The 26947-nt window shown below is 73.4% G+C and carries 26 protein-coding genes; 13 read left to right on the plus strand and 13 right to left on the minus strand.

Annotated elements, in window-relative coordinates:
* The first annotated feature begins 65 nt into the window (after positions 1 to 65).
* The 4 genes from GL259_RS24125 (at position 66) to GL259_RS24140 (ending at position 2960) form a co-directional block, all read left to right on the plus strand.
* Positions 66 to 617 (plus strand): phosphatase PAP2 family protein, encoded by a 552-nt coding sequence (locus tag GL259_RS24125; RefSeq protein ID WP_166461546.1) that lies wholly within the window; start codon positions 66 to 68, stop codon positions 615 to 617.
* The gene (locus tag GL259_RS24130) at positions 614 to 1558 is read left to right on the plus strand and encodes a decaprenyl-phosphate phosphoribosyltransferase (protein ID WP_159535421.1); all 945 of its coding nucleotides are present in this window, start codon (positions 614 to 616) and stop codon (positions 1556 to 1558) included. The genes GL259_RS24125 and GL259_RS24130 overlap by 4 nt, the downstream gene beginning before the upstream one ends.
* A 101-nt stretch (positions 1559 to 1659) precedes the next feature.
* Positions 1660 to 2064: a GtrA family protein gene (locus tag GL259_RS24135; protein WP_159538914.1), complete on the plus strand. Its 405-nt coding sequence runs from the start codon at positions 1660 to 1662 to the stop codon at positions 2062 to 2064.
* Positions 2052 to 2960: a YihY/virulence factor BrkB family protein gene (locus GL259_RS24140; protein WP_159535422.1), complete on the plus strand. Its 909-nt coding sequence runs from the start codon at positions 2052 to 2054 to the stop codon at positions 2958 to 2960. The genes GL259_RS24135 and GL259_RS24140 overlap by 13 nt, the downstream gene beginning before the upstream one ends.
* Here GL259_RS24140 and GL259_RS24145 read toward each other — a convergent pair.
* Positions 2908 to 4197 (minus strand): D-alanyl-D-alanine carboxypeptidase, encoded by a 1290-nt coding sequence (locus tag GL259_RS24145; protein WP_243762372.1) that lies wholly within the window; start codon positions 4195 to 4197, stop codon positions 2908 to 2910. The genes GL259_RS24140 and GL259_RS24145 overlap by 53 nt on opposite strands.
* A gap of 172 nt (positions 4198 to 4369) precedes the next feature.
* Between GL259_RS24145 and GL259_RS38910 the strand changes: the two genes are divergently transcribed.
* Entirely contained in the window at positions 4370 to 4618 is a 249-nt protein-coding gene (locus GL259_RS38910) for a hypothetical protein (RefSeq protein WP_243762373.1), read from the plus strand.
* 24 nt (positions 4619 to 4642) lie between these two features.
* Positions 4643 to 6001: a metallophosphoesterase gene (locus GL259_RS24150; protein WP_159535423.1), complete on the plus strand. Its 1359-nt coding sequence runs from the start codon at positions 4643 to 4645 to the stop codon at positions 5999 to 6001.
* Between the two features lie 663 nt (positions 6002 to 6664).
* Here GL259_RS24150 and GL259_RS24160 read toward each other — a convergent pair.
* On the minus strand, positions 6665 to 8227 hold the full coding sequence (locus tag GL259_RS24160; protein ID WP_159535424.1) for a HAMP domain-containing sensor histidine kinase: 1563 nt from the start codon (positions 8225 to 8227) through the stop codon (positions 6665 to 6667).
* Complete coding sequence (locus tag GL259_RS24165; protein WP_159535425.1) at positions 8224 to 8913, minus strand: response regulator transcription factor; 690 nt, start codon at positions 8911 to 8913, stop codon at positions 8224 to 8226. The genes GL259_RS24160 and GL259_RS24165 overlap by 4 nt, the downstream gene beginning before the upstream one ends.
* Positions 8914 to 9076: 163 nt before the next feature.
* On the opposite strand from GL259_RS24165, the gene GL259_RS24170 reads away from it, so the two are divergent.
* A complete protein-coding gene (locus GL259_RS24170) occupies positions 9077 to 11503 on the plus strand; it encodes an MMPL family transporter (protein ID WP_159538918.1) in 2427 nt (808 codons plus the stop codon).
* Here the strand turns inward: GL259_RS24170 and GL259_RS24175 are convergent.
* The 9 genes from GL259_RS24175 to GL259_RS24215 form a co-directional block, all read right to left on the minus strand.
* Positions 11496 to 12287 carry a TetR family transcriptional regulator gene (locus GL259_RS24175; protein WP_159535426.1) on the minus strand — a complete coding sequence of 264 codons (792 nt, stop codon included), beginning with the start codon at positions 12285 to 12287 and terminating at the stop codon, positions 11496 to 11498. The genes GL259_RS24170 and GL259_RS24175 overlap by 8 nt on opposite strands.
* Positions 12288 to 12341: 54 nt before the next feature.
* Entirely contained in the window at positions 12342 to 12854 is a 513-nt protein-coding gene (locus GL259_RS24180; protein WP_159535427.1) for a DCC1-like thiol-disulfide oxidoreductase family protein, read from the minus strand.
* 5 nt (positions 12855 to 12859) lie between these two features.
* Positions 12860 to 13267 (minus strand): hypothetical protein, encoded by a 408-nt coding sequence (locus GL259_RS24185; RefSeq protein ID WP_159535428.1) that lies wholly within the window; start codon positions 13265 to 13267, stop codon positions 12860 to 12862.
* A gap of 514 nt (positions 13268 to 13781) precedes the next feature.
* Positions 13782 to 14402 (minus strand): Uma2 family endonuclease, encoded by a 621-nt coding sequence (locus GL259_RS24190; protein ID WP_159535429.1) that lies wholly within the window; start codon positions 14400 to 14402, stop codon positions 13782 to 13784.
* Between the two features lie 155 nt (positions 14403 to 14557).
* Positions 14558 to 15337: a succinate dehydrogenase iron-sulfur subunit gene (locus tag GL259_RS24195; protein WP_159535430.1), complete on the minus strand. Its 780-nt coding sequence runs from the start codon at positions 15335 to 15337 to the stop codon at positions 14558 to 14560.
* Positions 15337 to 17091: a succinate dehydrogenase flavoprotein subunit gene (gene sdhA, locus GL259_RS24200; protein ID WP_159535431.1), complete on the minus strand. Its 1755-nt coding sequence runs from the start codon at positions 17089 to 17091 to the stop codon at positions 15337 to 15339. The genes GL259_RS24195 and sdhA overlap by 1 nt, the downstream gene beginning before the upstream one ends.
* A gap of 19 nt (positions 17092 to 17110) precedes the next feature.
* On the minus strand, positions 17111 to 17593 hold the full coding sequence (locus GL259_RS24205) for a succinate dehydrogenase hydrophobic membrane anchor subunit (protein ID WP_159535432.1): 483 nt from the start codon (positions 17591 to 17593) through the stop codon (positions 17111 to 17113).
* A 5-nt stretch (positions 17594 to 17598) separates the two neighbouring features.
* Positions 17599 to 17979 carry a succinate dehydrogenase, cytochrome b556 subunit gene (sdhC, locus tag GL259_RS24210; RefSeq protein ID WP_159535433.1) on the minus strand — a complete coding sequence of 127 codons (381 nt, stop codon included), beginning with the start codon at positions 17977 to 17979 and terminating at the stop codon, positions 17599 to 17601.
* A 220-nt stretch (positions 17980 to 18199) separates the two neighbouring features.
* Positions 18200 to 18715 (minus strand): 2-oxo-4-hydroxy-4-carboxy-5-ureidoimidazoline decarboxylase, encoded by a 516-nt coding sequence (locus GL259_RS24215; protein ID WP_243762598.1) that lies wholly within the window; start codon positions 18713 to 18715, stop codon positions 18200 to 18202.
* A gap of 294 nt (positions 18716 to 19009) precedes the next feature.
* Between GL259_RS24215 and GL259_RS24220 the strand changes: the two genes are divergently transcribed.
* The 4 genes from GL259_RS24220 to GL259_RS24235 all read left to right on the plus strand — a co-directional run bounded on the left by GL259_RS24220 (position 19010) and on the right by GL259_RS24235 (position 22516).
* Positions 19010 to 20590: a glycoside hydrolase family 20 protein gene (locus GL259_RS24220; protein ID WP_159538922.1), complete on the plus strand. Its 1581-nt coding sequence runs from the start codon at positions 19010 to 19012 to the stop codon at positions 20588 to 20590.
* A gap of 189 nt (positions 20591 to 20779) precedes the next feature.
* Positions 20780 to 21286 (plus strand): hypothetical protein, encoded by a 507-nt coding sequence (locus tag GL259_RS24225; protein ID WP_159535434.1) that lies wholly within the window; start codon positions 20780 to 20782, stop codon positions 21284 to 21286.
* A 106-nt stretch (positions 21287 to 21392) separates the two neighbouring features.
* On the plus strand, positions 21393 to 21953 hold the full coding sequence (locus GL259_RS24230) for a hypothetical protein (RefSeq protein ID WP_159535435.1): 561 nt from the start codon (positions 21393 to 21395) through the stop codon (positions 21951 to 21953).
* Positions 21954 to 22120: 167 nt separating this feature from the next.
* Positions 22121 to 22516 (plus strand): hypothetical protein, encoded by a 396-nt coding sequence (locus GL259_RS24235; protein ID WP_166461547.1) that lies wholly within the window; start codon positions 22121 to 22123, stop codon positions 22514 to 22516.
* A gap of 174 nt (positions 22517 to 22690) precedes the next feature.
* Here the strand turns inward: GL259_RS24235 and GL259_RS24240 are convergent, their stop codons facing one another.
* Complete coding sequence (locus tag GL259_RS24240; RefSeq protein ID WP_159535437.1) at positions 22691 to 25411, minus strand: FG-GAP-like repeat-containing protein; 2721 nt, start codon at positions 25409 to 25411, stop codon at positions 22691 to 22693.
* A gap of 283 nt (positions 25412 to 25694) precedes the next feature.
* Between GL259_RS24240 and GL259_RS24245 the strand changes: the two genes are divergently transcribed.
* Together GL259_RS24245 and GL259_RS24250 are read left to right on the plus strand one after the other, a co-directional pair.
* Positions 25695 to 26186 carry a hypothetical protein gene (locus GL259_RS24245; protein WP_243762374.1) on the plus strand — a complete coding sequence of 164 codons (492 nt, stop codon included), beginning with the start codon at positions 25695 to 25697 and terminating at the stop codon, positions 26184 to 26186.
* Between the two features lie 106 nt (positions 26187 to 26292).
* A complete protein-coding gene (locus GL259_RS24250) occupies positions 26293 to 26910 on the plus strand; it encodes an RNA polymerase sigma factor (protein ID WP_159535438.1) in 618 nt (205 codons plus the stop codon).
* The last annotated feature ends 37 nt before the right edge of the window (positions 26911 to 26947 follow it).

The following is a 26947-nucleotide window of genomic DNA, read 5'->3' on the forward strand; positions in this document are numbered from 1 at the left end:
GATTAATGGGATGTCGCCCCAGGGTGGCGGAGTTCCGGCCCGACGGACGTGAACAGTGGGTCCCCATGGACGACCTGCACGACCCCCACCGCTCCCGGCACGCCCGTCACCCCCTCGGTCTCCACGGCATGGACCACCGGATCGGCACGGCCCTCAGAGCGTGCGGCGCCGACCCGCGCGTGGCCGGCGCCGCGCGCGTCCTGTCCTGGGCGGGGGAGCACGGGGCGCTGTGGCTCGCGGCGGGGCTGGCCGGAGCCGCCGCGGACCGCCCGCGGCGCGGCGCCTGGCTGCGCGGCACCGCGCTCACCGCGGGCGCCCACGTCGTCAGCATGGGCGTGAAGCGGGTCGTGCGCCGTCCGCGCCCCGCGCACGTCGAACCCCTGGTCGGCACGGTCGGCCGGCACTCCTTCCCCAGCTCGCACGCCACCTCCGCCGCGGCCGCCGCCGTCGCCTTCGGGGCGCTGGGGGCGCGCGCGGTGCCCCCGCTCGCCGCGGCCGTCTGCCTCTCCCGCCTGGTGGCCGGCGTGCACCACCCCTCGGACGTGGTGGCCGGTGCCGCCCTGGGCGCGCTCACGGCCCGGTGCGGCGCCCGCTGGATGCGGGGAGGCGCGGCGTGACCGACACCGCCCTCCTGCACCGGCGCCCGGACCGGCGGCCGGCGGCGCCGCCCCCGGGAGGCGGTCTGCTCAAGGGCCTGCTCAGAACCGCGCGGCCCAAGCAGTGGGTCAAGAACGTCCTGGTGATCGCCGCTCCCGCCGCCGCGGGCGAGCTCTTCTCCCGGCCCGCCCTGACCCGGCTCGCGCTGGTCTTCGTCCTGTTCACCGCCTGCGCCGCCGCCGTGTACCTCGTCAACGACGCCCGCGACGCCGAGGCCGACCGCGCCCACCCGGTCAAGCGCCACCGCCCGGTCGCCGCCGGCCAGGTCCCGGTCCCGGTCGCCTACGCCGCCGGCGTCGCCCTCGGGATCCTCGCCCCCGTCGTCGCGGCCCGGCTGTGCCCGCCGCAGGTCGCCGCGCTGCTGACCGCGTACCTCGGCATGCAGCTGGCGTACTGCGTCAGCCTCAAGCACGTCCTCGTCGTCGACCTCGTCGTCGTCACCACGGGTTTCCTGATGCGGGCGGTGGTCGGCGGGCTCGCGCTCGGCATCCCGCTCTCGCGCTGGTTCCTGATCACCACCGGGTTCGGCGCGCTGTTCATGGTCGCGGCCAAGCGCTACTCCGAGGCGGTGCAGATGACCGGGGAGGCGGGCGCCACGCGCGCGCTGCTCACCGAGTACACCACCGGCTACCTCCGCTTCGTCTGGCAGCTCGCGGCCGGCGTCGCCGTCCTCGGCTACTGCCTGTGGGCCCTGGAGGAGGGCGGGGTGCCGCACGCCAGCGTGCTGCCCTGGCGGCAGCTGTCCGTGGTCGCCTTCGTCCTCGCCGTCCTCAGATACGCCGTCTTCGCCGACCGCGGGACCGCCGGCGAACCCGAGGAGGTGGTCCTGGGCGACCGCGCGCTCGCCCTCATCGGCCTGGTGTGGGCGGCGATGTACGCCCTGGCGGTGGCGGACTGGTGAAACACGCTCCGGCACGGGAACTCCGCCCGGCACGGGAGCACCGCCCGGTCCGGGAGGAGCGCCCGCCGCACCACGGGCGCCCGGCGCGGCACCGGCGCGAACTGCTCGGCTTCGCCACCGCCGGACTGCTCGCCTACGCCGCCGACCTCGCCCTCTTCACGTGGCTGCGCGGCCCCGCCGGACTCGACCCGCTCACCGCCAAGGCGCTCTCCTTCGTCGCCGGCTGCACGGTCGCCTACGCCGGCAACGCGCTCGGCACCTACCGCCACGCGCGCGTGCGCGGCGTGCGCCCGTACGCCGTGTTCTTCGCGGTGAACCTCGCCGGCGCCGCCGTGCAGCTGCTGTGCCTGGCCGTCAGCCACTACGGGCTCGGCCTCACCTCGCAGCGCGCGGACACCGTCTCCGGAGCGGTGGTCGGCATGGCGCCGGCCACCGCCGTCCGGTTCTGGGGCACCAGGACATTGGTCTTCCGCAGCGGGGGCACAGTCCGTTCATGGACTGGCTGAAGAGGCTCCCGGTCGTCGGACCGTGGGCGGCGCGGCTGATGCTCACGCACGCGTGGCGGTCGTACGAGCGCCTGGACCGCGTGCACTGGACGCGGCTGGCCGCCGCGATGACGTTCACCAGCTTCGTCGCGCTGTTCCCGCTGCTCACCGTGGCCGCCGCGATCGGCGCCGCCACGCTCGGCCAGAAGCAGCAGGAGACCCTCCAGGACACGATCGCCGACCAGGTGCCCGGCATCTCCGAGCAGCTGAACATCGACGACCTGGTGCGCAACGCCGGCACCGTCGGCCTCATCGCCGGCGCCGTCCTGCTGTTCACCGGCATCAGTTGGGCCGGTTCCACGCGCGAGTGCCTGCGCGCGGTGTGGGAGCTGCCCGACGAGGAGGAGAACCCCGTCCTGCGCAGGGGCAAGGACGCGGGCGTCCTCGTCGGGCTCGGCGGCGCGGTCCTGGTCACCCTGGTCGCCTCCACCGTGGCCTCCGCGCTGGTCGGCCGGATCAGCGACGCCATCGGGCTGGAGGAGGGCGGCTGGGGCGGGGCCGTCCTGCGGACCGCGGCGTTCGCCGTCGCCGTGGGCGCCGACTTCCTGCTCCTGCTGTACGTCCTGACCCTGCTGCCCGGCGTCGAACCCACCCGGCACCGCCTGATGGTGGCCGCGATCACCGGCGCGGTCGGCTTCGAACTGCTGAAGCTGCTGCTCAGCGGCTACCTGCAGGGCGTCGCCACGAAGAGCATGTACGGCGCGTTCGGCGTGCCGGTCGCCCTGCTGCTGTGGATCAACCTCACCACGAAACTGGTCCTGTTCTGCGCCGCCTGGACGGCGACGCCGAGCAAGGAGACCGGAGTCACGGACGCGGACGGCGACGCACCAGATCCGGCAGCGGCCAGCGGCGGTTGACCAGGAACGCACCCCCCGCGAGCAGCACCAGCACCCCGCCGGTGATGCCCAGCGCGACCCCGGCGCCGCCGGCGCCGCTCCCGGCCGCGGCGCTCGCCACCGGCTTCGCCCCCGCCACGACCGTGCCGTCCCCGGCGCCCCCGGCCTCGCCGGAGGACGCGGACGCGCCCGGCCGGGCGTCCGTCCGCGCGGCGCTCTTCGGCGGGACCAGCTCACCCACCGGCTCGACCTTGCCGGCCGCCTCGAAACCCCAGTCGAAGAGCTTCGCGGTCTCCTTGTAGACCTCGTTGCTCCCGTCCTTCTCCGGGTTCATCACGGTGACCAGCAGCACCTTGCCGTCGCGCTCGGCGACCCCGGTGAAGGTGGCGCCCGCGTTGGTGGTGTTGCCGTTCTTCACGCCCGCTATGCCCTCGTAGACGGGCACGTCGAAGTCACCGGCCAGCAGCCGGTTGGTGTTCTGGATCTCGAAGGAACCGCGGACCTTCTTGCCCTTCTTGTTCTTCTTCGTCTCCCCGGGGAACTTCGCGCTGACCGTCGAGCAGTACTCCCGGAAGTCCTTCTTCTGCAGCCCGGACCGGGCGATCAGCGTCAGGTCGTACGCGGAGGACACCTGTTCCTCGGCGTCGTAGCCGTCGGGGCTGACCACGTGCGTGTCGAGGGCCTGGAGCTCCTCGGCGTGCTCGTTCATCTCCTCGACGGTCTTCTCGACGCCGCCGTTCATCGCCGACAGCACGTGCACGGCGTCGTTGCCGGACCGCAGGAAGACCCCGAGCCACAGGTCGTGGACGGTGTAGGTCTCGTCCTCCTTGATCCCGACCATGCTGGAGCCGGACCCGACGCCGGCCAGGTCGGAGACCTCCACCTCGTGCTTCGTCGACTTGGGCCACTTCGGCAGCAGCGTGTCGGCGAACAGCATCTTCAGCGTGCTCGCCGGGGCCAGCCGCCAGTGCGCGTTGTGCGCGGCCAGCACCTCGCCGGACTCGGCGTCGGCGACGATCCAGGAGCGGGCGGACAGGCCCTTCGGCAGCACCGGCGCCCCGTTCGCGAGGGCGACCTGCGTCCCCGGCAGGCCGAGCCGGGCACCGCCCACGGTCGACATCTTCGCCGGGGGCGTGGCCGAGGGGCCGGCCGACGGTTTCGGGGCCGCGAGGGCGACGGGTGCGGTCAGCGCGGTGGACAACAGGACGGCGGAGGCGACCAGAAGGGATCGCCGGACGGTGTTCTCGGGTGCGGGCACGGTCGGAAAGGTACATGCCACACCTGGGGACGTCCCGTCCCGGTCCCCACCCCGGGCAAGGAACCGGACAGGCGCCGGTGATACTGGAGTCATGCCGTGCTTCTCCGGGGGACGCCCCCCGGACTCCCGGCCGGCCGAGGGGGACCGGCGCCGCGACGAAAGGTCTGTTCTGGTGAAACTCAGCCGCCCCGTCTCCTGGTTCCTGCTCGTCTTCGGGGTGTGGAGCTGGGTCATCTGGATCACTTTCGTCAAGAACCTGGTCAAGGACAGCAGCGGGCTCGCGTTCGAGGACGGGGACCCGACGGCGTACTTCTGGGTGCATCTACTGCTCGCCGTCGTCTCCTTCGTATGGGGGACGGTCATCGGGGGCATCGGGTTGCGCGGTCTGCGCGCACTGAGCCGGACGTCACCGACGTCCTGACCGGAAACAGGGGAACTCCGCACCGTGGCCATCGTTTTCGTACTCGTCGCGCTGCTCGTCCTGGCCGTCCTGGTGACGGGCAACTGGTACGTGTGGCGCCGGCTGTTCCGGGACACCACCCGGGGCCCGGGCCCGGTGCGCCGCGCGGGCGCGGCGGTGATCGCCGGCGGCTGGGCGCTGACGGTGGCCGCCTTCGTCGCCGAGCGCGGCGGCGCCCCCTTCCGGCTCCAGCAGGTCCTGGCCTGGCCCGGCTTCCTGTGGCTGGCCCTGTCCCTCTACCTGCTGCTGGCCGTGCTCGCGGGCGAGCTCGTACGGCCCGTGCTGCGACGGGTCCTGGAGCGGCGGGCGCGGACCGCGCAGGCGGCCGAACGGCCGGAACCGGCGCCGGTACCGGCGGGAGCGGCGACCGCCGCCCCGGCCGCGCGCCCGGTGGCCGCGGACCCCGCCCCCGCGACCGAGTCCGCCACCCCCGAACCCGCCGCCCCGGCACCCGGTTCACCGCGCCCCGACGGCCCCGAGGACACGGGGGAGACGCCGGGCACCGGCGCCCCCGCCGGGCCCTCCCGCCGTCTGTTCGTCTCCCGGGTCGTCGGCGGGGCCGCCGCCGCGGCGGCCCTGGGGACCGTCGGCTACGGGACGTACGGCGTGCTGCGCGGGCCGCAGGTGAAGCGGGTCACCGTGCCGCTCGCCAAGTTGCCGCGCGCGGCGCACGGTTACCGCATCGCGGTGGTCAGCGACATCCACCTGGGACCGGTCCTCGGCCGCGGTTTCGCCCAGAAGGTCGTCGACACGATCAACTCGACCCAGCCCGACCTGATCGCGGTCGTCGGCGACCTGGTGGACGGCAGCGTGAAGGACCTCGGCCCGGCCGCTGCCCCGCTCGCGCGGCTGACGGCGCGTCACGGGTCCTTCTTCGTCACCGGCAACCACGAGTACTTCTCCGGCGCCGAACAGTGGGTCGACGAGGTGCGCCGCCTCGGCCTGCGCCCGCTGGAGAACGCCCGCACGGAACTCCCGCACTTCGACCTGGCGGGGGTCAACGACGTGGCCGGCGAGGACGAGGGTCAGGGCCCGGACTACGCGCGGGCGCTCGGGGACCGGGACCGTTCACGCGCGTGCGTGCTGCTCGCCCACCAGCCGGTGCAGATCCACGAGGCCGTCGACCACGGCGTCGACCTCCAGCTCTCCGGCCACACCCACGGCGGCCAGCTCTGGCCCGGCAACCTCGTCGCCGGCGCCGCCAACCCCACCCTGGCCGGCCTGGACCGCTACGGCGACACCCAGCTCTACGTCTCCCGCGGCGCCGGCGCCTGGGGCCCGCCCACCCGGGTCGGCGCACCGTCGGACATCACGGTGATCGAACTCGCGTCGACGCGGGCCTGACGGAGCGGACCGCTTCCCCGGGCAGGGTGCGACGGTCCGCCGGCCGTCCGTCCCCGGGGGAGGCGATGCCCGGCGCCCGCACGGCACTCGTCCTGACCGGTCTGCGGCGGTGGATCGTCGGCATGCCGTGGCGGCCGGCCGGCGGCGACGCGGTGGCCGCCGCCTGCGCGAGGCCGCGCGCACTTCGCGGACACCGGTTCCCGGACGGTCGTCCTGGTCCGGTACGTACGCGCCGACGGCGCGGACGGCGGTGTCGACGCGGCCCCCGGCCGGCTGGTCCCCGGCTGCGCGCCGCGCGCGGGCGGCCACCTGGTGACCCGGCACGGCCTGGACGCCTTCGAGGGCACCGGGCTGCACGGATCCGGCGCCGCGCGGGGGCCACCGGGGTGGTGATCGCCGGGCCGTCCACCGCGCACGGGGTCGCGTCCACGGCCGAGACGGCGCTGCGCCTGGACCACGACGTGGCCGTGGCCGGCGACGCCACCGCGAGCGTGGACGGCGCGCAGCACCACGCGGCGCTCGACCGGCTCACGGTGCTCGGCGCACGCACCGCCCGGTCGCGGAACTCCTGGCGCAGCGGGCCGGGAACCGGCCCGGCGACGCTCCGGCTCCGTAAGGGGGACGGACGGCCGCCGAGGCCGCTCCCGTCCCGTCCGAGGCGTCTCACCCGGACGGGGTGTTCCCCCCGGACGCGGGGGCCTCCTCCGCCCCGGCGGCTCCCGGGGTGCTCCCCGCCCCGCCGGTCACGTCGCCGTCCGCGTCGCCGTCCGCCGGGAGCGGTGCCGGCCGCACGGGCAGCGTCACCGTCACCGCCAGCCCCTCGCCCGGTGCCGTGCGCACCGTCACCTCGCCGCCGTGCGCCCGGACCACGCCCTGCACGATCGCCATGCCCAGCCCGCTGCCCGCGCCGCCGCCGGCCCGGAAGAAGCGGTCGAAGACCCGCGCCGCGTCCTCGGGGGCGAGTCCCGGCCCCTCGTCCGCGACCCACAGCCGCACCGCCTCGCCCGTGCGCCCCGCTCCCAGCCGTACCGGCACGTCCGCGGGCGTGTGCGTGCGCACGTTGCCCAGCAGGTTGCCCAGGACCTGCCGCAGCCCGGACTCGTCGGCGCGCACCAGCACCGAGCCGTCGGCGTCCACGGTCACGGGCCGGTCCGGCTGCTGCACCCGCAGGTCCTCGGCCGCGTCCCGGACCAGACGGCACAGGTCCACGTTCCGCAGCCGCAGTTCGGGCCGCTGGTCCAGGCGGGCCAGCACCAGCAGTTCGTCGACGAGCCGCCCCATGCGGTCGGACTCGGCCATCATCCGGTCCCACGCCCGCTTCCGCTCCGCCGGCTCCCGCAGGATCCCCCGGTCGTACAGCTGGAGGTAGCCGCGGATCGCGGCCAGCGGGGTGCGCAGCTCGTGGGAGGCGTCGGCGACGAAGCGCCGCAGCTGGGCCGCGCTGCGCTCGCGCGTGCGGTACGCCGACTCCACCTGGTGCAGCATGGAGTTGAGGGCGAGCCGCAGCTGCTCCACCTCGAGGATCGGGTCCCGGCTGGAGGGCACCCGCCGGGTCAGGTCGCCCTCGGCGATCGCCGACGAGGTCTCCACCATGTCCTCCAGCGGCCGCATCCGCCGCCGCACACTGAACATGGTCAGGCAGGCCAGCAGCAGCAACAGCAGCGTCCCGATGGCCAGATCGAACTTGACCGCCTTGGCGATGCCGTCGTGCACCGCCTCGGTGGAGCCGGCGATCAGGATGTACGTGCCGTCCGCGAGCCGGGTGGCGGTGACGCGGTAGGCGGCGCCGCGCACGGTGACGTCGTGCGGTTCCGGGTCCTGGAGCAGGGTGCGCGCGTCGCCCACCGCGTCGGCCAGGGCGCGCTGCGCGTCGGTCGGTGCGAAGCCGAGGACGCCGACGGGCTCGCCCCGGGTGTTCACGGCGGCGAAGATCGAGTCCGGGTCGTCCTCCCGGTTCCGGTCCGGGTCCACCCGGTCGCGGAAGAAGCGCAGCACGCTCAGCGAGTCGATCTGCCGCAGCGTCAGTTCCGTACCGCCCAGCGAGTCCCGGGTCCGGGTCAGCTCCGTGTCGATCTGGTCCAGCAGGTAGTAGCGCATGCCCATCACGCTCACCGCGGTGGCCGCCACGATGCCGAGGGCCAGCAGCACCACGTTCGCCAGGGTCAGCTGCCCGCGCAGCGAGTGGATGCCCCAGCCGCGGCCCGGGTTCCGGCGTCGGAGCCTCACGTCAGGCCGTACCCGACCCCGCGCCGGGTGGTGATCACCGGCGGGCCCAGGGTGTCGAGTTTGCGCCGCAGATAGCTGATGTAGGTCTCGACGACGGTCGACTCGGCCGGTGCGTGCTCGTACTGCCAGACGTGGCGCAGCAGTTGCTCCTTGGGCACGATCCGGCCGCCGTTGCGCACCAGGAAGCGCAGCAGCGCGTACTCGGTGGGGGTCAGCTCGACCGAACGGCCCGCGCGGCGCACCGAGTACGTCGTCTCGTCCAGTTCCAGGTCGCCGTGGCGCAGCGGCGCACGCTGCGGGACGACGTCGACCGGGCGGGTGCGGCGCAGCACCGCCGTGATCCGGGCGACGACCTCGTCGATGTTGAACGGCTTGGTGATGTAGTCGTCGCCGAAGCCGAGCGCGCCGACGATCTCGGCGGGCGCGTCCCGCGCGGTGAGGAACACCAGCGCCAGCTCCGGCCGCCGGGACCGCAGTTCGCGCCCCAGGGCGCGGCCGTCGCCGTCCGGCAGCATCACGTCGAGCAGGGCGGCGTCGGGGCGGGTGTGCTCGGTCAGCGCGAGCGCCTCGCGGACCGTGCCCGCGGTCATGACCTCGAAGCGGTGGTAGCGCAGGGCGATGGAGAGGACGTCCGCGATGCTCTCCTCGTCCTCCACGACCAGCACGGTGCCGGGAGCTGTCGTCATGCCTCAAGTATCGGCGCGGCCCCCCGCGGTCGTACGGGTCTTCGCTTTGGAGTTCCTTGAGAGTCCCGCGCCGGTCGTGTCCCCGCGCGGGCGTTGCCGTCGATCCTGCTGCCCAGGACCCGGGGGACCGACCGAGCGACGAAGGAGCGGACACGTGGCGGTATTGGCACGCTGGTGCTATCGGCATCGGCTGGTGGTCCTGTTGTTGTGGGTGGGGGCGCTGTTCGGACTGGGGGTTTCGGCGAGCGGCGCGGGCACGAACTACGCGGAGGTCTTCTCGCTGCCGGACACGGACTCCAAGCGGGCGTACGACCTGATGGAGCGGGCGTTCCCGGAACGCGCCGGGGACACCGACACCGTGGTGTGGAGGGTCGAGGAGGGGTCCGTGCGGGACGGCTCCGTACGGTCCCGGATCGAGCCGGCGCTGACGGAGATCGGGCGCATGGAGGGCGTCGGCGCCGTCACGACCCCCTACGGCGCACAGGGCGCGGCGCAGATCAGTGAGGACGGGCGGACCGCCTACGCGCAGGTCACGTTCGCCGAGCAGGCGGACGCCGTGCCGAAGGAGCTGGTCCAGGACGTCGTCGACACGGCGCAGGGCGCCGCGCGCGACGGGCTCCAGGTGGAGCTGGGCGGCCAGGCCATCACGCGCGTCCAGGAGCCGCCGACGGGCACGGCCGAGCTGGTCGGCATCCTGGCCGCCGCGATCGTGCTGTTCGTGGCGTTCGGGTCGCTGTTCGCGATGCTGCTGCCGATCGTGGTCGCCGTCTTCGGCGTCGGCACCGGCATGTTCGGCACCCAGCTGCTCAGCCACGTCACCGACGTGCCCGAACTCGCCTCGCTGCTGTCCACGCTGATCGGTCTCGGCGTCGGCATCGACTACGCCCTGTTCATCGTCACCCGGCACCGGCGCGGCATCCTGCGCGGCGCCGACCCGGAGGAGGCCGCGGTCACCGCCCTCAACACCTCCGGCCGCGCGGTGCTGTTCGCGGGCGGCACGGTGTGCATCGCCCTCGCCGGGATGCTGGTGACGAACCTGCGCTTCCTGGACGGCGTGGTCATCGGCACCACGCTCACCGTGGTGCTGAGCGTGCTCGCCGCCGTCACCCTGCTGCCCGCGCTGCTCGGCCTGCTCGGCCACCGGGTGCTCAGCCGCCGCCAGCGGCGCCGTCTCGCGGAGCGGGGCTCCGGGACGGAGCGGCCGAGCGGTCTCGCCGCGCGCTGGTCCGCCTCCGTCGAACGCCGTCCGCGGTCCGTCGCCGTCCTGGCGGTCGTCCTGATGGCCGCGCTCGCGGTCCCGCTGCTGTCGCTGCGCCTGGGCACCGTGGACCAGGGCAACGACGAGGCCTCCACGACCACCAGGAAGGCCTACGACCTGCTCGCCGAGGGCTTCGGGCCCGGCTTCAACGGCCCGCTCCAGGTGGTCGTGGACGGCGAGGCCGCCGACGGCCTGGTGGCGGCCGTCGAGAGGACCGAGGGGGTCGCCCGGGTCGCCGCCCTGCCGCCGGCGAACGGCGTCACGGTCGTCCAGGTCGTCCCCACCACCTCCCCGCAGGCCGAGGAGACCGACCGGCTCATCGACGTCCTGCGCGAGGACGTCATCCCGGACGCGGGCGTCGAGGCCCACGTGGGCGGGGTGACCGCGGTGTCCAAGGACTTCGCGTCCGTGACGGGCGACCGCCTGCCGCTCTTCGTCGGCACGATCATCGGCCTGGGCTTCCTGCTCCTGCTGCTCGCCTTCCGCTCCCTGGTGGTGCCGCTGACGGCGGCCGTGATGAACCTGCTCGCGGCGGCGGCCTCCTTCGGGGTCCTCGTGGCGGTCTTCCAGTGGGGCTGGGGGCTGGACCTGCTGGGCCTGGGCAAGGAGGGGCCCATCGCGTCCTTCCTGCCGATCATCATGCTCTCGCTGCTGTTCGGCCTCTCCATGGACTACCAGGTGTTCCTGGTGAGCCGGATGCACGAGGAGTGGGTGCACACCCGGGACAACGCCCGCGCGGTGCGCGTCGGACTCGCGGAGACCAGCCGGGTCATCAACTCCGCGGCCCTGATCATGGTCTGCGTCTTCCTCGCCTTCGTGCTCAGCGGCGACTACGGCGCGGCCATGGCGGGCGTGGGCCTCGCCGCCGCCGTCGCCCTGGACGCGTTCATCCTGCGCACGGCGCTGGTACCGGCCGTGATGCACCTGCTCGGGAAGTCCAACTGGTGGCTGCCGGCCGCCCTGGAGAAGCGGCTGCCGCACCTGGCGGTCGAGCCGAAGGACGACGCCGCCGGCCCGGCGGCGCCCGCGCCCGCGGCGCTCCCCGGGCAGCGCGGCTCCGCCGCGGTGGTGCACGGCTTCGTCCGCACCGCCGACGGCGAGCCCGTGGAGGGCGCGGCCGTCACCCTGCTGACCCCGGGCGGACGCCGGGTGGACCGCGTGGTCTCCCTCGCCGACGGCGCGTACATCGTCTCGGCGCCGTCCCCGGGCGACTACCTGCTCGCGGTGACGGCCGCCCCCCACGGCTCGCGCGCGGTGCGCGTGAGCGTGGCCGGCGGGCCGCTGGTGTACGACGTCGAGCTCACGCCCGGTGAGGTGGACGCGGTCAACTGAGGTCCCCGGGGCGCCCGTCACCGGCGGGCGCCCCCTTCCCCGCCGGGCCCTTCGCGGGATTCTTCGCGGGGTCCGGCAGCGCCTTCGTCATCCCCGGCAGGAACTCCGTGAACAGCTCGTGCACCTCGCGCACGAGCGGCCGCAGCACCCGGAAGCGGGCCAGGGCGACCCCGCGCGCGGTGAGCCGGGCCCCCCGCTCGGCGAGCCGGTAGCTGCGTTCGCGGCCCTCGGTGCGGTCGAAGATCCAGTACAGGCACAGCCCCATCTGGGCCAGCCACATCAGCTCGGGAAGGATCTCCCGCAGTTCCTCGGGCACCTTGGTCCTCGTCCCGGCCAGCACCGCCCGGTGCACGCTGATCGCCTCCACGCGCGCGTGCTCCGACTCGGCGGAGAACGGGCTGAGCGGGCTGTCCGGGTCGGCGGCGTTCTTGAAGAACTGCACCGCGAACTCGTGGTACGGCGTGGCGATGTCCAGCCACGCCTTCAGCACGCCGGCCAGCCGGGCCTCCAGGTCGGTCTCCCGGGCCAGGACCTCCCGGACCGCCACCTGGTGCTCGGCGGCGATCCGGTCGTAGAAGCCCTGGATCAGGTGCTCCTTGCCCTCGAAGTAGTAGTACGCGTTGCCGACGGAGACCCCGGCCTCCTTGGCGATGGCCCGCATGGTCGTCTTGTCGTACCCGCGCTCCTGGAACAGCCGCATGGCCGTCTGGAGGATCAGGGCACGGGTCTGCTCGGACTTGCTGGGTGCGGCGCCCTCGTCGGGGCCGTCGTTCTTCGCGGGCACGGAAACAGAGCCTAACGCCAGGGAAAGAGAGCCGGGCGCCGCGGGAGAGGCGCCCTACGGGGCGGCGCAGGAGCCGTCCGCGCAGCCCGGCGGGGAGTGGCTCCAGCCCTCGTGCGGATCGTACGTCCAGCCGTCGCCCCGGTGGTACGCCCGCCCGCCCCAGCCGGCTCCCCGCGCCCCGCCCCCCTGCGCCCCGCGCCACCTGGCGGCGGCCAGGACGGCTCCCCTGGCGAGCCAGGCGCCGGACGAGGTGGACAGCCGGTGGGCCAGCGGCCGGTGCTCGCGCAGCGCCCACAGGGTGACGATCCAGGCGGCGGCGCCCCGGTAGACCTGTCCCGCGTCACCGACCACGGTGATCTCCTCGAGGGTGGCGCCGTGGTCGAGGCCGGGGAAGCGGGCCCGTGCCGCCTGCGACCCCGCCGGGACCGGCTCCAGGGGCACCAACTGCGGCTGGCGGACCAGCCAGTCCCGGACGAAGGAGCACAGGGAGCACTCGGCGTCGTAGAGGACGGTGAGCCGGCGGACCGGGACGCGCACGGCGCCCCGGTCCTCACGTGCGGCCGTCACGCCGCTCACGCCCCGGCCGAGGGGGCCGCCCAGCCCTGCGGCGCGACCGGCGGCACCTGCTCCCGCTCCATGACCCCGCGCCGCCGGATCCGGTTGAGCACGTACACGTTGCCCAGGTGCATCACGCCCAGCACCAGCAGCACCACGCCGAGCTTGGTCGACAGGGCCTCGAAGACGCCGCGCGTGTCGGCGATCGTCTCGTCGCCGCTCAGGTACAGCGCGACGAACCCGAGGTTGACCAGGTAGAAGCCGACGACCAGGAGGTGGTTGACGGCGTCGGCGAGCTTCTCGTTGCCGTGCAGCACGTCGGCGAGGAAGACCCGCCCGTTGCTGCTGAGCGTGCGGGCCACCCAGACGGTCAGCGCGATGCTGACCAGCAGGTAGATGACGTAGGCGATGACCGTGCGGTCCATGTCCCCCAGCCTTTCTTGAACGCGTTCAAAACGCTGACGGGAAGACTGTAGGGCCTTCTTTTGAACATGTTCAACTCGGTTGCGGAGTGGGCCTCGTCACGGTCGTCGCCCGGCCGCGGACGATGACTGTCAGGGGCGGCTCGTACTGTCGTCGCCAGGGGAATCGTGACGTTCGTCGACGAGACGACGACGGGAGAGCGGCGCGCGGCCTGGGGCCTGGAGATCGCCGAGGAACGGCTGACGGTGCGCGAGCTGATCCGGCGCCGGGTGTTCCAGGAGGTCGCCGAGCACAACGCGCGGACCCCGGGGGGTGTTCCAGGGACTCGTGCGGCCGACCGACGCCGAGCGCGTCCTGAACGGCTACGCGCTCAGGACGCCCCGCCGCATCGACCCGGAGGCGCAGACCGCCCCTACGGGGGGCGACCGGACGCCGGCGGTGATCCTCGGCAAGGCGATGATGCCGGCCGACGACACGGCCATCACGGACCCGACGATCCTGAGCCGGCTCCAGCGCTCAGCCCTGGTCGGGCGCCCGCTTCGCACGGCCGGCCTCGAGGATCCCGGCCCCGTCCAGGGTGACCTTGGCGCCGATGGAGTCGGGGAGGGTGACGAGCTGGCCGGGGGAGTAGAGGCGGTGGGTGGCGTACTCGCCCTCGACCGGGTCGGTCAGGACGTGGAGGCGCTGGTGCTTGCGGTCGAGGATGACGTAGACGGGGACCTTCGCCTCCGCGTAGGCGGCGACCTTGGTCTTGAGGTCGTTCTTCCAGTTACTGGAGGTGACCTCCAGGACGAGGCGGAAGCAGACCGGGTCGTAGGAGTTGTTCTCGACGAGGTGGTCGTCGAAGTCGGCGTCCACCAACGCGAGGTCCGGGATGGAGTGGTCCTCGGTGTCGGTGGGCAGCCAGAGGCCGATGCCCTGGAGTACTTCGGTCTCGCCGTCGTCGAGGCCCGCCGCGATGAACGGACGCATGAGTTTGGTCAGGGCGCGGGCGTGCGGGCCGTCCGGTGGCGGGGTCACGAGGAGCTGGCCTTCGATGATCTCGACGCGGTAGCCCGGAAGGCGGTCCATGAGACGGTTGGCCTCCGCGATCAGCGGACGCTCGTCGTGGGGCCGCTCGACAGATGCTGCGGACATCGCGTGCCTCCTGGGGGCGGGCGTCGAGACCATCATCGTAGGGCGGGGGACGCCCCCGGGTCCGTCCCGGGCGCGTTCACCCGGTGGTGTGGCATATGCCAGAGGGCCCCGTCTCCGGCGGAGACGGGGCCCTCACGGACGTACGGCGACGTACCTCAGTAGCGGCGCGTGATCAGCGCGCGCTTGACCTCGGCGATCGCCTTGGTGACCTCGATGCCGCGCGGGCAGGCGTCCGTGCAGTTGAAGGTCGTGCGGCAGCGCCACACGCCGTCACGGTCGTTGAGGATCTCCAGGCGCTGCTCGCCGGCCTCGTCACGCGAGTCGAAGATGAAGCGGTGCGCGTTGACGATCGCGGCCGGGCCGAAGTACTGGCCGTCGTTCCAGAACACCGGGCACGAGGTCGTGCAGGCGGCGCACAGGATGCACTTGGTCGTGTCGTCGAAGCGCTCGCGGTCCTCGGCGGACTGCAGCCGCTCACGCGTCGGCTCGTTGGTGTCCTTCGTGATCAGGAAGGGCATCACGTCCCGGTACGCCTGGAAGAACGGCTCCATGTCCACGACCAGGTCCTTCAGGACCGTCAGGCCCTTGATGGCCTCGACCGTGATCGGCTTCTCGGGGTTGATGTCCTTGATCAGCGTCTTGCACGCCAGGCGGTTCTTGCCGTTGATCCGCATGGCGTCGGAGCCGCAGATGCCGTGGGCGCAGGAACGGCGGAAGGTCAGGGTGCCGTCCTGATCCCACTTGATCTTGTGCAGCGCGTCCAGGACGCGCTCCTTCGGGTCGATCTCCAGCTGGAAGTCTTCCCAGGTCGCCTCGGCCGAGATCTCCGGGTTGAAGCGGCGGATCCGGAACGTGACGGTGATGTAGGGGGAGTCGGCGAAGCCGCGCTCGGGCGATCCGGCCGCGTCCGCCTTGTCCAGAACAGGGGTAGCCATCAGTACTTACGCTCCATCGGCTGGTAGCGGGTCTGGACGACCGGCTTGTAGTCCAGACGGACGGTCTCGGTGCCGTCGGCGCCGACCTCGCGGTACGCCATGGTGTGGCGCATGAAGTTGACGTCGTCGCGGTTCGGGTAGTCCTCGCGGTAGTGACCGCCGCGGGACTCCTTGCGGGCCAGCGCGGAGACGGCCATGACCTCGGCCAGGTCGAGCAGGTTGCCCAGCTCGACGGCCTCCAGCAGGTCGGTGTTGAACCGCTTGCCCTTGTCCTGGATGGCGACGTTCTTGTAGCGCTCGCGCAGCTCGGCGATCTTCTCGACCGCCGTCTTGATCGTCTGCTCGGTGCGGAACACCATGACGTTGGCGTCCATGGTCTCCTGCAGCTCGCGGCGCAGCTCGGCCACCCGCTCGTTGCCGGTGGAGGAGCGCAGCCGCTCGATCTGCCCGACGACGAACGCCTCCGGGTTCTCCGGCAGCTCGACGAAGTCGGCGGTCTGCGAGTACTCCGCCGCCGCGATGCCGGCCCGCTTGCCGAACACGTTGATGTCCAGCAGCGAGTTGGTGCCCAGGCGGTTGGCGCCGTGCACGGACACGCAGGCGACCTCGCCGGCCGCGTACAGGCCCGGGACGACCGTGGTGTTGTCCGCCAGGACCTCGCCCATGACGTTGGTCGGGATGCCGCCCATGGCGTAGTGCGCGGTCGGCTGGATCGGGATCGGGTCCGTGTAGGGCTCGATGCCGAGGTAGGTGCGCGCGAACTCCGTGATGTCGGGCAGCTTGGCGTCCAGCTGCTCCGGCGGGAGGTGGGTCAGGTCCAGGTAGACGTGGTCGCCCTCGGGACCGCAGCCGCGGCCCTCGCGGATCTCCGTGTAGATGGAGCGGGAGACGACGTCGCGGGAGGCGAGGTCCTTCATGACCGGCGCGTACTTCTCCATGAAGCGCTCGCCGTCCTTGTTGCGCAGGATGCCGCCCTCACCGCGGGCGCCCTCGGTGAGCAGGATGCCCATGCGCCAGATGCCGGTCGGGTGGAACTGGAAGAACTCCATGTCCTCCAGCGGGATGCCCCGCCGGTACACCGCGGCCTGGCCGTCACCGGTCAGGGTGTGCGCGTTGGACGTCACCTTGAAGAACTTGCCGGTGCCGCCGGAGGCGTAGATCACGGCCTTCGCCTGGAAGATGTGGATCTCGCCGGTGGCCAGCTCGTACGCCACCACACCGGCCGACTTCTTGACGCCGTCGACCTCGGTGATCAGCTGGTCCAGGACGTAGAACTCGTTGAAGAACTCCACGCCCTCCTTGACGCAGTTCTGGTACAGCGTCTGGAGGATCATGTGGCCGGTGCGGTCGGCCGCGTAGCAGGAGCGGCGGACCGGGGCCTCGCCGTGGTTGCGGCTGTGACCGCCGAAGCGGCGCTGGTCGATGGTGCCGTTCGGGGTGCGGTTGAACGGCAGGCCCATCTTCTCCAGGTCGAGGACGGAGTCGATGGCCTCCTTCGCCAGGATCTCGGCGGCGTCCTGGTCGACCAGGTAGTCACCGCCCTTGACCGTGTCGAAGGTGTGCCACTCCCAGTTGTCCTCCTCCACGTTGGCCAGCGCGGCGGCCATGCCGCCCTGCGCGGCGCCCGTGTGGGAGCGGGTGGGGTAGAGCTTGGTCAGGACGGCGGTGCGGCTGCGCTTCGTCGACTCGATGGCCGCGCGCATGCCCGCGCCGCCGGCGCCGACGATGACGGTGTCGTACTTGTGGATCTTCATGATTCTCGCAGCCCCGTGCCTAGCGGATGTTCGGGTCGAAGGTGAAGATCACCAGCGTGCCCAGCAGGATGGTGAACACCGTGGCGGTGTAGAGCAGGCCCTTGAGCCACAGCCGGGTGTTCGGCCGCTCCGCGTAGTCGTTGATGACCGTGCGCAGGCCGTTGGCGCCGTGCAGCATCGCCAGCCACAGCATCAGCAGGTCCCAGACCTGCCAGAACGGCGAGGCCCAGCGGCCGGCCACGAAGGCGAAGCCGATCTTGGAGACGCCGCCGTCGAGCACCAGCTGGATCAGCAGGTGGCCGATGACGAGGACGACCAGGACGACGCCGGACAGGCGCATGAACAGCCAGGCGGCCAGCTCGAAGTTGCCCCGGGTGGTCTTCGGGGTCTTCTTGGTCCGCTTGCGCGGGGGCTCGATGACCGGCGCCGGGTTGTCGACGGAGTACACCGGGGCACCCTCGACGGGGCCGACGCCCGAGGCGGAGGTTTCAGTCGTGGACATGGGCGTCAGCTCCCGAACAGTTCACGAGCGGCGTGGCCGAGGACGGGGTAGATCGCCCCGAGCATCAGCACGACCCAGATGGCGACGACGGTCCAGAGCATCTGCTTCTGGTAGCGGGCGCCCTTGATCCAGAAGTCGACGGCGATGACACGCAGGCCGTTGAGCGCGTGGAAGAGGATGGCGGCGACGAGGCCGTACTCCAGCAGCGCGACGATCGGCGTCTTGTACGTGGCCACGACGGTGTCGTAGGCCTCCGGGGACACCCGCACGAGGGCGGTGTCCAGCACGTGAACGAACAGGAAGAAGAAAATGAGGACGCCGGTGACTCGGTGAGCCACCCAGGACCACATTCCTTCCCGGCCGCGGTACAGCGTTCCAGCCGGCACGGAAGTTTCCTCCGGGAGCGGTGATTGGGGCCGCGCCGGCTTTCCTTGTCGGTCGGGCCCGGCCGGGTACGGTCCACCGGCCCCCAGCATCGTAGCGAGGCGCCGCGGCTGAGCTCAGCGGGGGTCGATGGGGTGTGATCAAACTGGCACGGAAAGCGGCACGGACGGGCTACCGCGCCCGCGGAAGCGGTGGATTCGTGCGGATATGCCTGGTTGGGGGTCAGTGGCTGGCCGCGCAGTTCCCCGCGTCCCTGAAGGCGTCCGCCAGTCGCCCCCGGGCGAGCCGGCGGAGTTCCTCCGCCGCGACGAGCCGCTCCTCCTCCGGATCGTTCGCCAATCGTGACCGGATGCCCTCCAGGATGCGGTCCAGGCGCTCCTCCGGCGGAACCTCGTCGAGATGGATGACGAACAGGTGTCCGAATTTGGCTTCGTAGGCGGCGTACGCCGCGTTCAGCGCCGTGTGGGCGGCCGCGTACGTGCCCTCCGGCAGGGCGGGCAGGGACTCCGCCGCCAGGGCCTGGGCGAGTTCCGCCGCGGTCAGGTCGTACGCCGCCTCGTCGGAGGCGGCGAGCAGGGAGGTCAGGTCGGGGTAGGGGCGGTGGTCGGCCATGCGCAGGGCCCAGCGGACGCTGTTCAGGCAGGCCAGCAGGGTGCGCTCGGCGTCCTCTGCGGGGACGGCGTTGAAGTGCTCCAGCGGGGACGGGGGGCCGGGTCTGCCGCGGGACTGTCCGGGTATGCCGACTCGGCCGGGGAGGTCTGGGAGACGGTGCGCAGGCAGCGTGGGTCCTCGTGGGCGTCGCGTGTGTGTTCGGTGGCGGATGGTGTGAGAGTTGTGGCGACACGTTATCGAGTGAGTCCATGACATGTCCGATCGATGGCTCGAATTCACCCGGACGGCAGAGTTTCGGAACGGCTCGTCGACGCCGCTCACCCGTACGGGCCGTAGGTTGGCGGGGTGAGTCGGCACAGGCAGCACGGGCGCCGGGCAGCGGCGCGGACGGCGAGGCGGACGGCGGGGCGGCGCAGGGTGCTGGTCGTGGCCGCCGCGGCGGGCGCGCTGGTGGCCGCGTCCGGGGTGGGTCTCGGGCTCTGGGCGACCTCGGACGGCGACGGCCCGGCGGCGGGCTCGACGACGGCCCCCACGGGGACGGCGCCGGAGGCGAGCCCGAGCCCCAGCCGGTCCTACCCCCTGTCCCGGGCGCCGCGCACCATCCCCGCCGTCCGGGAGCACACCGCCGGGCGCGGCCCCGGCTGGCGTCCCGAGCGGGCCCACCGGGTGGTCGTGAACGACGGCGCACTGGCCGACGAGGGGCGGCTGATAGCCGGCGAGCTGGGACTGGCGTACGCCGGTGAGAAGGACGACGAGCGGCCCGGGGACCTCAGGCTGGTGCTGAACCGCGACGCGGGCGCGAACCCCGAGTCGTACACGATGACCGTGCGGGGCGGGCGGGTGACCGTCAGCGGCCCCGGCGAGGCGGGGGTGTTCTACGGCACCCGCACGCTCAAGCAGGAGGTGCGCGGCGCCGGGGCCGCCCCCGAGGGCGTGGTGCGCGACGAGCCCGCCAAGCAGCGGCGCGGGCTGATGCTGGACATCGCGCGCAAGCACTTCACCGCCGGCTGGATCGAGGACCGGATCCGCGAACTCGGCGACCTGAAGTTCAACGAGCTCGGCCTGCACTTCTCCGACGACCAGGGCTTCCGTGTCGAGTCCGACACGCACCCGGAGATCGTCTCCGGACAGCACCTCAGCAAGGCGGAGGTCAAGCGGATCGTCGGTCTCGCGGCGAGCCGGCACATCACCGTCGTCCCCGAGATCGACTCGCCCGGGCACCTCGGCGCGGTCCTCGCCGCCCATCCGGACCTCCAGCTGCGCGACGCCGGCGGTCGCGCCGTGCGCGGCGCCGTCGACATCTCCGAGGAGGCGTCCGCCGAGATCGTCGACGACCTGCTGGACGAGTACGCGGGCCTCTTCCCCGGCGGGCGGTGGCACCTCGGCGGCGACGAGTACCAGGCGCTGGTGGTGTCCGACCCCGAGGCGTCGTTCCCGGGCCTCGCCGCCGCCGCACGGGAGAAGTACGGCCCCGGCGCGACCGTGGAGGACCTGGCCACCGGCTGGCTGAACGACCGGGCCGCCACCGTCCGCGCCCACGGCCGCACGCCCCGCGCCTGGAACGACGGCTTCTTCCGGGGCACGTCGGTGCGGGCCGCGCGGGACGTCGAGGTCGCCTACTGGACCGGCAAGGAGATCGGCGCCCGGCAGCCCGTCGAGTACCTGGACGAGGGCCGCGAGGTCGTCAACTACAACGACGAGTTCCTCTACTACGTGCTCGGGGAACCGCTGACCTTCGTCTACCCGACGGGGCAGCGGATCTACGAGCAGTGGACGCCGCGGGTGCTGCGCGGCACCACCGCCGTCCCGTCCCGGTACGACGACCAGATCCTCGGCGGCTCCCTCGCCGTCTGGTGCGACCTGGCCGGCTCCCAGACCGAGGACCAGGTCGCGTCCGGGATCCGGCTGCCGCTGCGGGCGACCGTCCAGAAGCTGTGGGACCCGCGGCGGCCGGAGCTGTCCTGGCCGGAGTTCCGGGCCCTGGCGGACGAGCTGGACTGACCCGCGCGGGCTCCGCCCCCGGGCCGCGGGCGCGGGGGCGGGCGGATCGCCGGCACGGGGACGGGCGTGGGGACGGGCGCGAGGAGGGGGCGGATTGCCGCATACGCCTGCGAACCGCCGTACGGCTGTGGTGGTCTTCTGGCGGGCCGGGCCGCACCGGCGAGCCGAGGAACCGGGGGACGCCAGCACATGGGCTACTGGGGGTACTACGTCGTGGGCCGCGGGGAGCGGCCGCTCGCCGAGCTGGACGCGCTGGCCGGGGCCGCCCCGGGCATGACCCTGCGCACCTCGGCGCCGCACGGATGGCAGGTCTGGGAGTACCCGGGCGGCGGGGGCGACGTCGGGAACATGAACGACCTCGCACGGGAGACCGGCGCGCCCGCGCTGTTCGGGTACGTCATGGACGGCGACTGCGCGGTGGTGGAGGCGGCCGCTCCCGTGAGCGGGGCGTGGACGACCTGCCTGGCCCGGACCGCGATGGCCGGGTACCTCGGCGGCCAGCAGGAGGGGCTCACCCTGGAGGACTACTTCCTGGAACCCCGCGACGCCGCCGACCGCGCCGTCTCCTGGGCGGAGGAGGCCGGGCACACCGTGTCCGCCGAGGACCTGCTCGAGGTGCTGACCGCCGACCCCGACCAGATGGCCGAAAACCTCTTCTTCCGCCTGCTGGACCGGCTCGGGGTGGTGCCCCTGTGACATTCCCGGGCCGTCGCACGCAGTAAGGGAAAGTGCGGGTTCCGTAAGGGAAGAGGCTTGTGAAGGGCCTCACCGGGGCCTGCGGTACCCGCTGAGGGAGGCGTGGATGAGCCTGGTGGAACTGATCGCACAGGCCGACGAGCGCGGGCTGGCCGTGAGCGGGTTGGCTTGTTTGGATCGGTGCGTGCCTCTGCTGGACGGCGACGACGAGGTGCTGCGGCCGCTGTGGTCGAGCCTCGCGGAGAACGCCGGCACCGGTGACTGGGCCCAGCGGCTGGAGGAGGCGCGCGGCAAGCTGGACGGGGCGGCGGGGGACGAGGCCGCGGCGCTCGCGCACCGGATGCTCGCCGCCGCACCCGCCGGGCGCTCCGCCGCCGAGCTGCGGGTGTGGGCCGACGCCTGCTCCGCCGCCGCGCTGCGCGTCCACCGGCTCCTGGACGGCGCCGCCGCGGCGGAGGACGGGGAGGACTCGGTCGACGCCTGCCGCGAGGGCCGCACGGAGGGCATGTCGCCGCTCGTCGCCGCGGAACTGCGCCGCCAGGTCGCGGTCCTGGAGCTCCTGTCCGCCCACGGCCCGGCGGGGCTGCGCGGGGCGCTGGAGGTGTCGACGGAGGGGCGGCGGGTGCTCCGCGCCGCGCTGTCCCGGCGCAGCCGCAGGAACGACTGAGGCCGCGCCGCCCCGGGCCGGCGGCCACCGCGCGGCGGCGCCCTGCCGCCGTGACGGTTCCGGGGCGGAGTCGGGGCGGTCCTGCGCCGGTTGTGGGAAGCCCCCCGGGGCCGGGTGACGAAACGCTTCCCCGGTGCGCTTCTGATGGTGTGACGACTGCGACGACTGTGACGACACAGCAGGAGACCAGGCCCTCGGCCGCGGCCAAGCCGGTCCGATGGGCGGCGGATGCGGTGGCGGCGATGCGCGAAGGGGCACGACTGCGCCTCGACTACTCGGCGCGCAGTCTGTGGAGCGTCGACCGCATGATCGAGGAGATACGCCGGGAGGAGGCCCCGTACGCCGCCGTGGAGCTGGTGCTGCGCGGATTCGGCGCCTACACCGGCGAGGTGATCATCCGCCAGACCGGCGGCGAGTGGTGGTCCGCGGGCGGCGACCACTGGGTCCGCACGCCCGACGGCCGCCTCTGGGCCCCGATCGAGGAGGCCGTCCGCTGCTACACGGGCGACGGGTCCCTGCGGCTGCTGTGCCGGGACGCGTCGGACGGGGGAGCGCGCCCGTAGCCCGCCGTGCCGTCACGGGCGGACGGGCGGCACCGGGGTCTCCCGGTGTGCCGCGCCGCGTGACGGCGAGGAGGCCACGGACCGCCGGCGGCCGGCGGACGGGCGGACGTGAAGCGGCCGGGGCCCCGCATCGGGCGGGACCCCGGCCGTCGCCGTGCGGGCGGTGGTGCGGTGCTACGGCGTCAGCGTCCGGCCGAGGCGGCCGTCCGTCGGCGTGCCGAGGGAGCCCTTGCCGATGACGTAGGAGTCGCCGTAGCCGAGGCCCGTGCCGTTGCTCGGCAGGTACAGGAGGACGCCGTCCGAGGTGTCCTCGCCGTCGGCGCCGAACGTCAGGTCCGCGCGTCCGTAGCCGGACAGGTCCGTCAGGGACACCGCGGAACCGAACCGGTCGCCGGACTCCGTGGACCCGGGGACGCCGGAGGTGTCCTGCGACAGGCTCTTCGAGCCGGAGCCGGTGAGGCCGGCCGACGTGCCGGGGATCAGGAGCGCGTTGCCCGCGTCGGAACGGCCGGCGCCGTCGCGGGTGAGGTTCTCGCCGGGGGCGCCGGCCAGGGCGTCCGCGTAGCCGTCGGCGTTGTAGTCGCCGACCGAGACGGAGGTGCCCAGCGCGTCACCGGACTCGTTGCTGCCGGGGACGGACGTCGTGTCCTGGTGGATCGACTTCATGCCGGTGGTGGTGAACCCGGTCGACGTGCCCAGGACCATGGTGATCCGGCCGCCCGGCGTCGTGAAGCCGGACTCGGTGCCCACCGGCTGGCCGATGACGATGTCGTCGTAGCCGTTGCCGTCGACGTCGCCCGCGGCGAGGGAGCGGCCGCCCCTGACGGAGATGACCCCCGCCTTGGTCAGGCCGGACGCGGAGCCCGCGAAGCGGAGCACGCGGCCGACGCCGCCGGTGTCGCGGTAGTTGAGGGCGACGTCCGCGTAGCCGTCCCGGTTGAAGTCGCCGGTCGCGGCGTCGAGGTACGCCACCGCGCCCGTGGCCGAGGTCAGCGTGCCGTACTCGGTGGCGCCGCCGGTGTGGCGGGCGTTCCAGTTGCCGCCCCTGCCGGTGCCGGCGGCGAACACGTCCGCCTTGCCGTCGCCGTCGAAGTCGCCGACGGCGACCGTGGTGCCGAGCCTGGCACCGGTCTGCGCCACGCCCGCCGTGGTGTACGAGAAGCCGGTGTCCAGCGCCGGGCCGTACATCACCACGACCCCGCCGCGGTCGGTGTCGCCGTCGGTGTCGTCCTCGCCGGGGACGCCGATCGCGAGGTCCGCGTAGCCGTCGCCGTTGACGTCGCCCCAGGCGCTGGAGGTGCCGAAGCCGTCACCGGACTCGTGGGAGCCGGGGACGCCGGGGCTGCTCTGCGTGAGCGTCCTCTTCGCGCCGGTGACCGGGCCGTCGAGGCCGCCCGGGACCACGGTGAGGCTGCCGCCGCCGCTCGAGGCGTTCGGGGTGCCCGCGACCAGGTCGGCGAGACCGTCCCGGTCGTGGTCGGAGGTGGCCAGGGCGTGCGAGATGCCCGGGGTCCTGGCCAGCGCCGCGATGCGGGGGAGCTTCGGGTAGAGGTTCTCGCCCGGGCAGGCCGTGTAGTTGGTGTCCCGGTGGCCGAAGACGCGCGGCAGGGTGACCGACGCGCCCTTGGCGATCCTGTTGCCGCTGACGCCCGCGTCCACCCCGGAGGTCAGCGTGACCCTGCCGGCCGGGTCGATGCCGTACATGCCGAACTTCCAGGCGATGACGCGCGCGATCGAGTCCATCGCGGCCCGGCTCGGCCGGGCGCTCTCGAAGTTGCCGATGTAGGAGACGCCGACCGTGTCGGTGTTGAAGCCGACGTCGTGCGCGCCCACCACCGGCAGGTCCATGCCGCCGCTGCGGCCCTCGAAGATCTGACCGCAGCGGTCGACGACGAAGTTGTAGCCGATGTCGTAGTAGCCCTGCGCGATGTGCGCCTGCTGGATGGTGCGCAGCCGGGCGTCCGAGTCGGCGCAGGAGACGCCGTTGTCGGCGTCGACGCCGGTGTGGTGGACGACGGCGGCCTTGATCTCGGTGCCGTAGCTGGGCGTGCCGTCGTAGTCGGTGGAGGCGCCCCACTCGGCCTGCGTGATGACCGGCGGCTTCACGACCGTCGAGGGCCGGGGCTCGGGGACGGTGGGGGTGGGGGAGGGGGACTCCGTCGGGGACGCGGTGTCGGTGGCGGTCGGCGAGGGCGTCCCGGTGGGCGTCTCCGTCCCGGCCGGGGCGGAGGTCTCCGGCTGCTCGGTGGCGGTCGCCGTGCCGGTGGGCGTCCCGGTCGGGGCCGGGTCCTCCGTCACCGGCGCCGTGGTCTCCGCCGCGAACGCGGCGGGCTCCATGCCGCCCGCGGCCGGGGCGGCGCCCTCCGGGTCCGTGCCCGGGTCGAGCAGCCTGACGTCCATGCCGGCCGGCTGGCCGCCCGCCTCGGTGCCGTCGGCCCCGACCACGCGCACCTCGACGCCGTCGGCGCCACCGGTCCACACGGAGGCCGTGCCGCCGCGCGTCGCCGCCCGCGCGGCCTCCGCGCCCTCGGCCTGGCTCTGCTCGGCCTCCAGCTTCCGCCAGCCGGACCACTTGCCGGTCCTCAGGTCCCGGGTCCGGACCTCGGGGGTGCCCTCGACCTCGGCGTCGGGGTCGTCCCAGGTCACGAGCACCGCGCTGAAGCGCTCCGTGGCCTGCCGGTCCAGCCCCCGGCGGCCCGCGCCGCGGTCCTCCAGCCGCAGCGTGTGGACGCTCGGCTTGCGGGCCTTCGCCTTGGTGTCGGACGGCCCGGACGACGGGCCGGCCACCGCGTAGGTGACGACGCCCGCGCCGCTCAGCACGACGGCTCCGACGGTCAGCCACGCCCGCCGTCCGAGACTCAGCGGTTTGTACGCATGGGTCCTGCGAGGACTCAACTACCCCACCCCTAAAGAAGGAACACGGACACCACCGGTCACACAGGTGGCACTCACCCAGCGCGAGGAACTGGCCAAACATCACCTGGCGGGCACCGGATCCGCGCGTCCGCCCGGAGGCCCTCGCGGACGTACGGGAGGCCGAAAGGTTGTGCCCGGCGTGTGAACCGGCCGTGTGTCGATCGACACGTCCGTGACCCGTGACGCCCGGGACGCGCCGCCCGCTTGGTCTGCCGGGGAACCCGGCCGGGTTCCCCGGCAGACCAAGCGAAGGGGCGGGGCCATGGAGGCTGCGGACGAGCGGACGCCGGCGGCGGGGCGGATGCGGCCGTACGCGGCGGCCTTCGTCGCCCGGATGACCGCCCGCGGCCGGCTCCCGCTGGACTACTCCGTGGCCAGCCTGCGCGTCGTCGACTTCCTGGTCGACGGGCTGCGCAAGGGCGGCACGGACCACGAGCGGGTGCGCGAGACGCTGTTCGGGCTCGGCGCCTACGTCGGTGAGGTGCTCGTGCGCCACGCCGGGGCGGTGTGGGTGGACTTCGACGAGGGGCAGCGCGCCTACTTCGGCCAGCCGGTCGGGGTGCGGATGCCGGACGGCCGGATCTGGAACCCGGTGGGCAAGGTGCACAACCGCTTCGAGGCGGACGGCGGCCCGCAGGAGTCGCTCCGGACCTTCTACCTGGTGCTGCACGGACGGGCCCGCCGTTCCCCGGCGGCCGCGCACGGGCGGCCCGCCCCGGTGCGCGTGCCGCACGAGGCACGTGACGAGCTGTGACACTTTCGTGGCGCCCGACGCTGATGACCGTGGGGGGCGTGGGCACCACCGGACGCGCCCACGCCCAGCGGATGCGCTACGCACTCGGTACGGACGAGGACAGTTCTTGGGCCACGGAGGGGAACCCCGCCGCGCACAGGCGTACGACGGGGAGCTGGGCGCGGCCGTCGCGCGGGCCCAGAAAGGGGACGAGGCCGCCTTCGCCGCGGCCTACCGGCTCGTGCAGCCCGGACTGCTCGCCTACGTGCGCGGGCTGGTCGGGGACGACGCCGAGGACGTGATGTCCGACGCCTGGCTGGAGATAGCCCGCGACCTGGGACGGTTCAAGGGCGACGGGGCCGGGTTCCGGGGCTGGACGGCGACCATAGCCCGGCACCGGGCGCTGGACCACCTGCGCCGGCAGCGGGTGCGGCCCCGGCCGTCGGCCCTGGAGCAGGACGTACTGGAGCTGCCCGGTCCGCAGAGCACCCACGACCAGGCCATGGAGGCGATGTCCACCGAACACGCCCTGGCACTGGTCGGCGAGCTGCCGCGGGACCAGGCCGAGGCCGTGCTGCTGCGCGTGGTCGTCGGCCTCGACGGCCCCGCCGCCGCCCGCGTCCTCGGCAAGCGGCCGGGGGCGGTCCGGACGGCCGCGTACCGGGGTCTGAAGCGCCTGGCCAAACAGCTGGGCGTCGAAAGTGTGACGGATGAGGCGCCGCGGACGCTGGGTGAGTCGACATGAGCGGTGGCCGGGACGGCGGACACGGCGGGCCGGGCGA

Origin of the sequence: Streptomyces sp. Tu 3180, assembly GCF_009852415.1 — a bacterium.
In the GTDB taxonomy this organism is placed as follows: Bacteria; Actinomycetota; Actinomycetes; order Streptomycetales; family Streptomycetaceae; genus Streptomyces.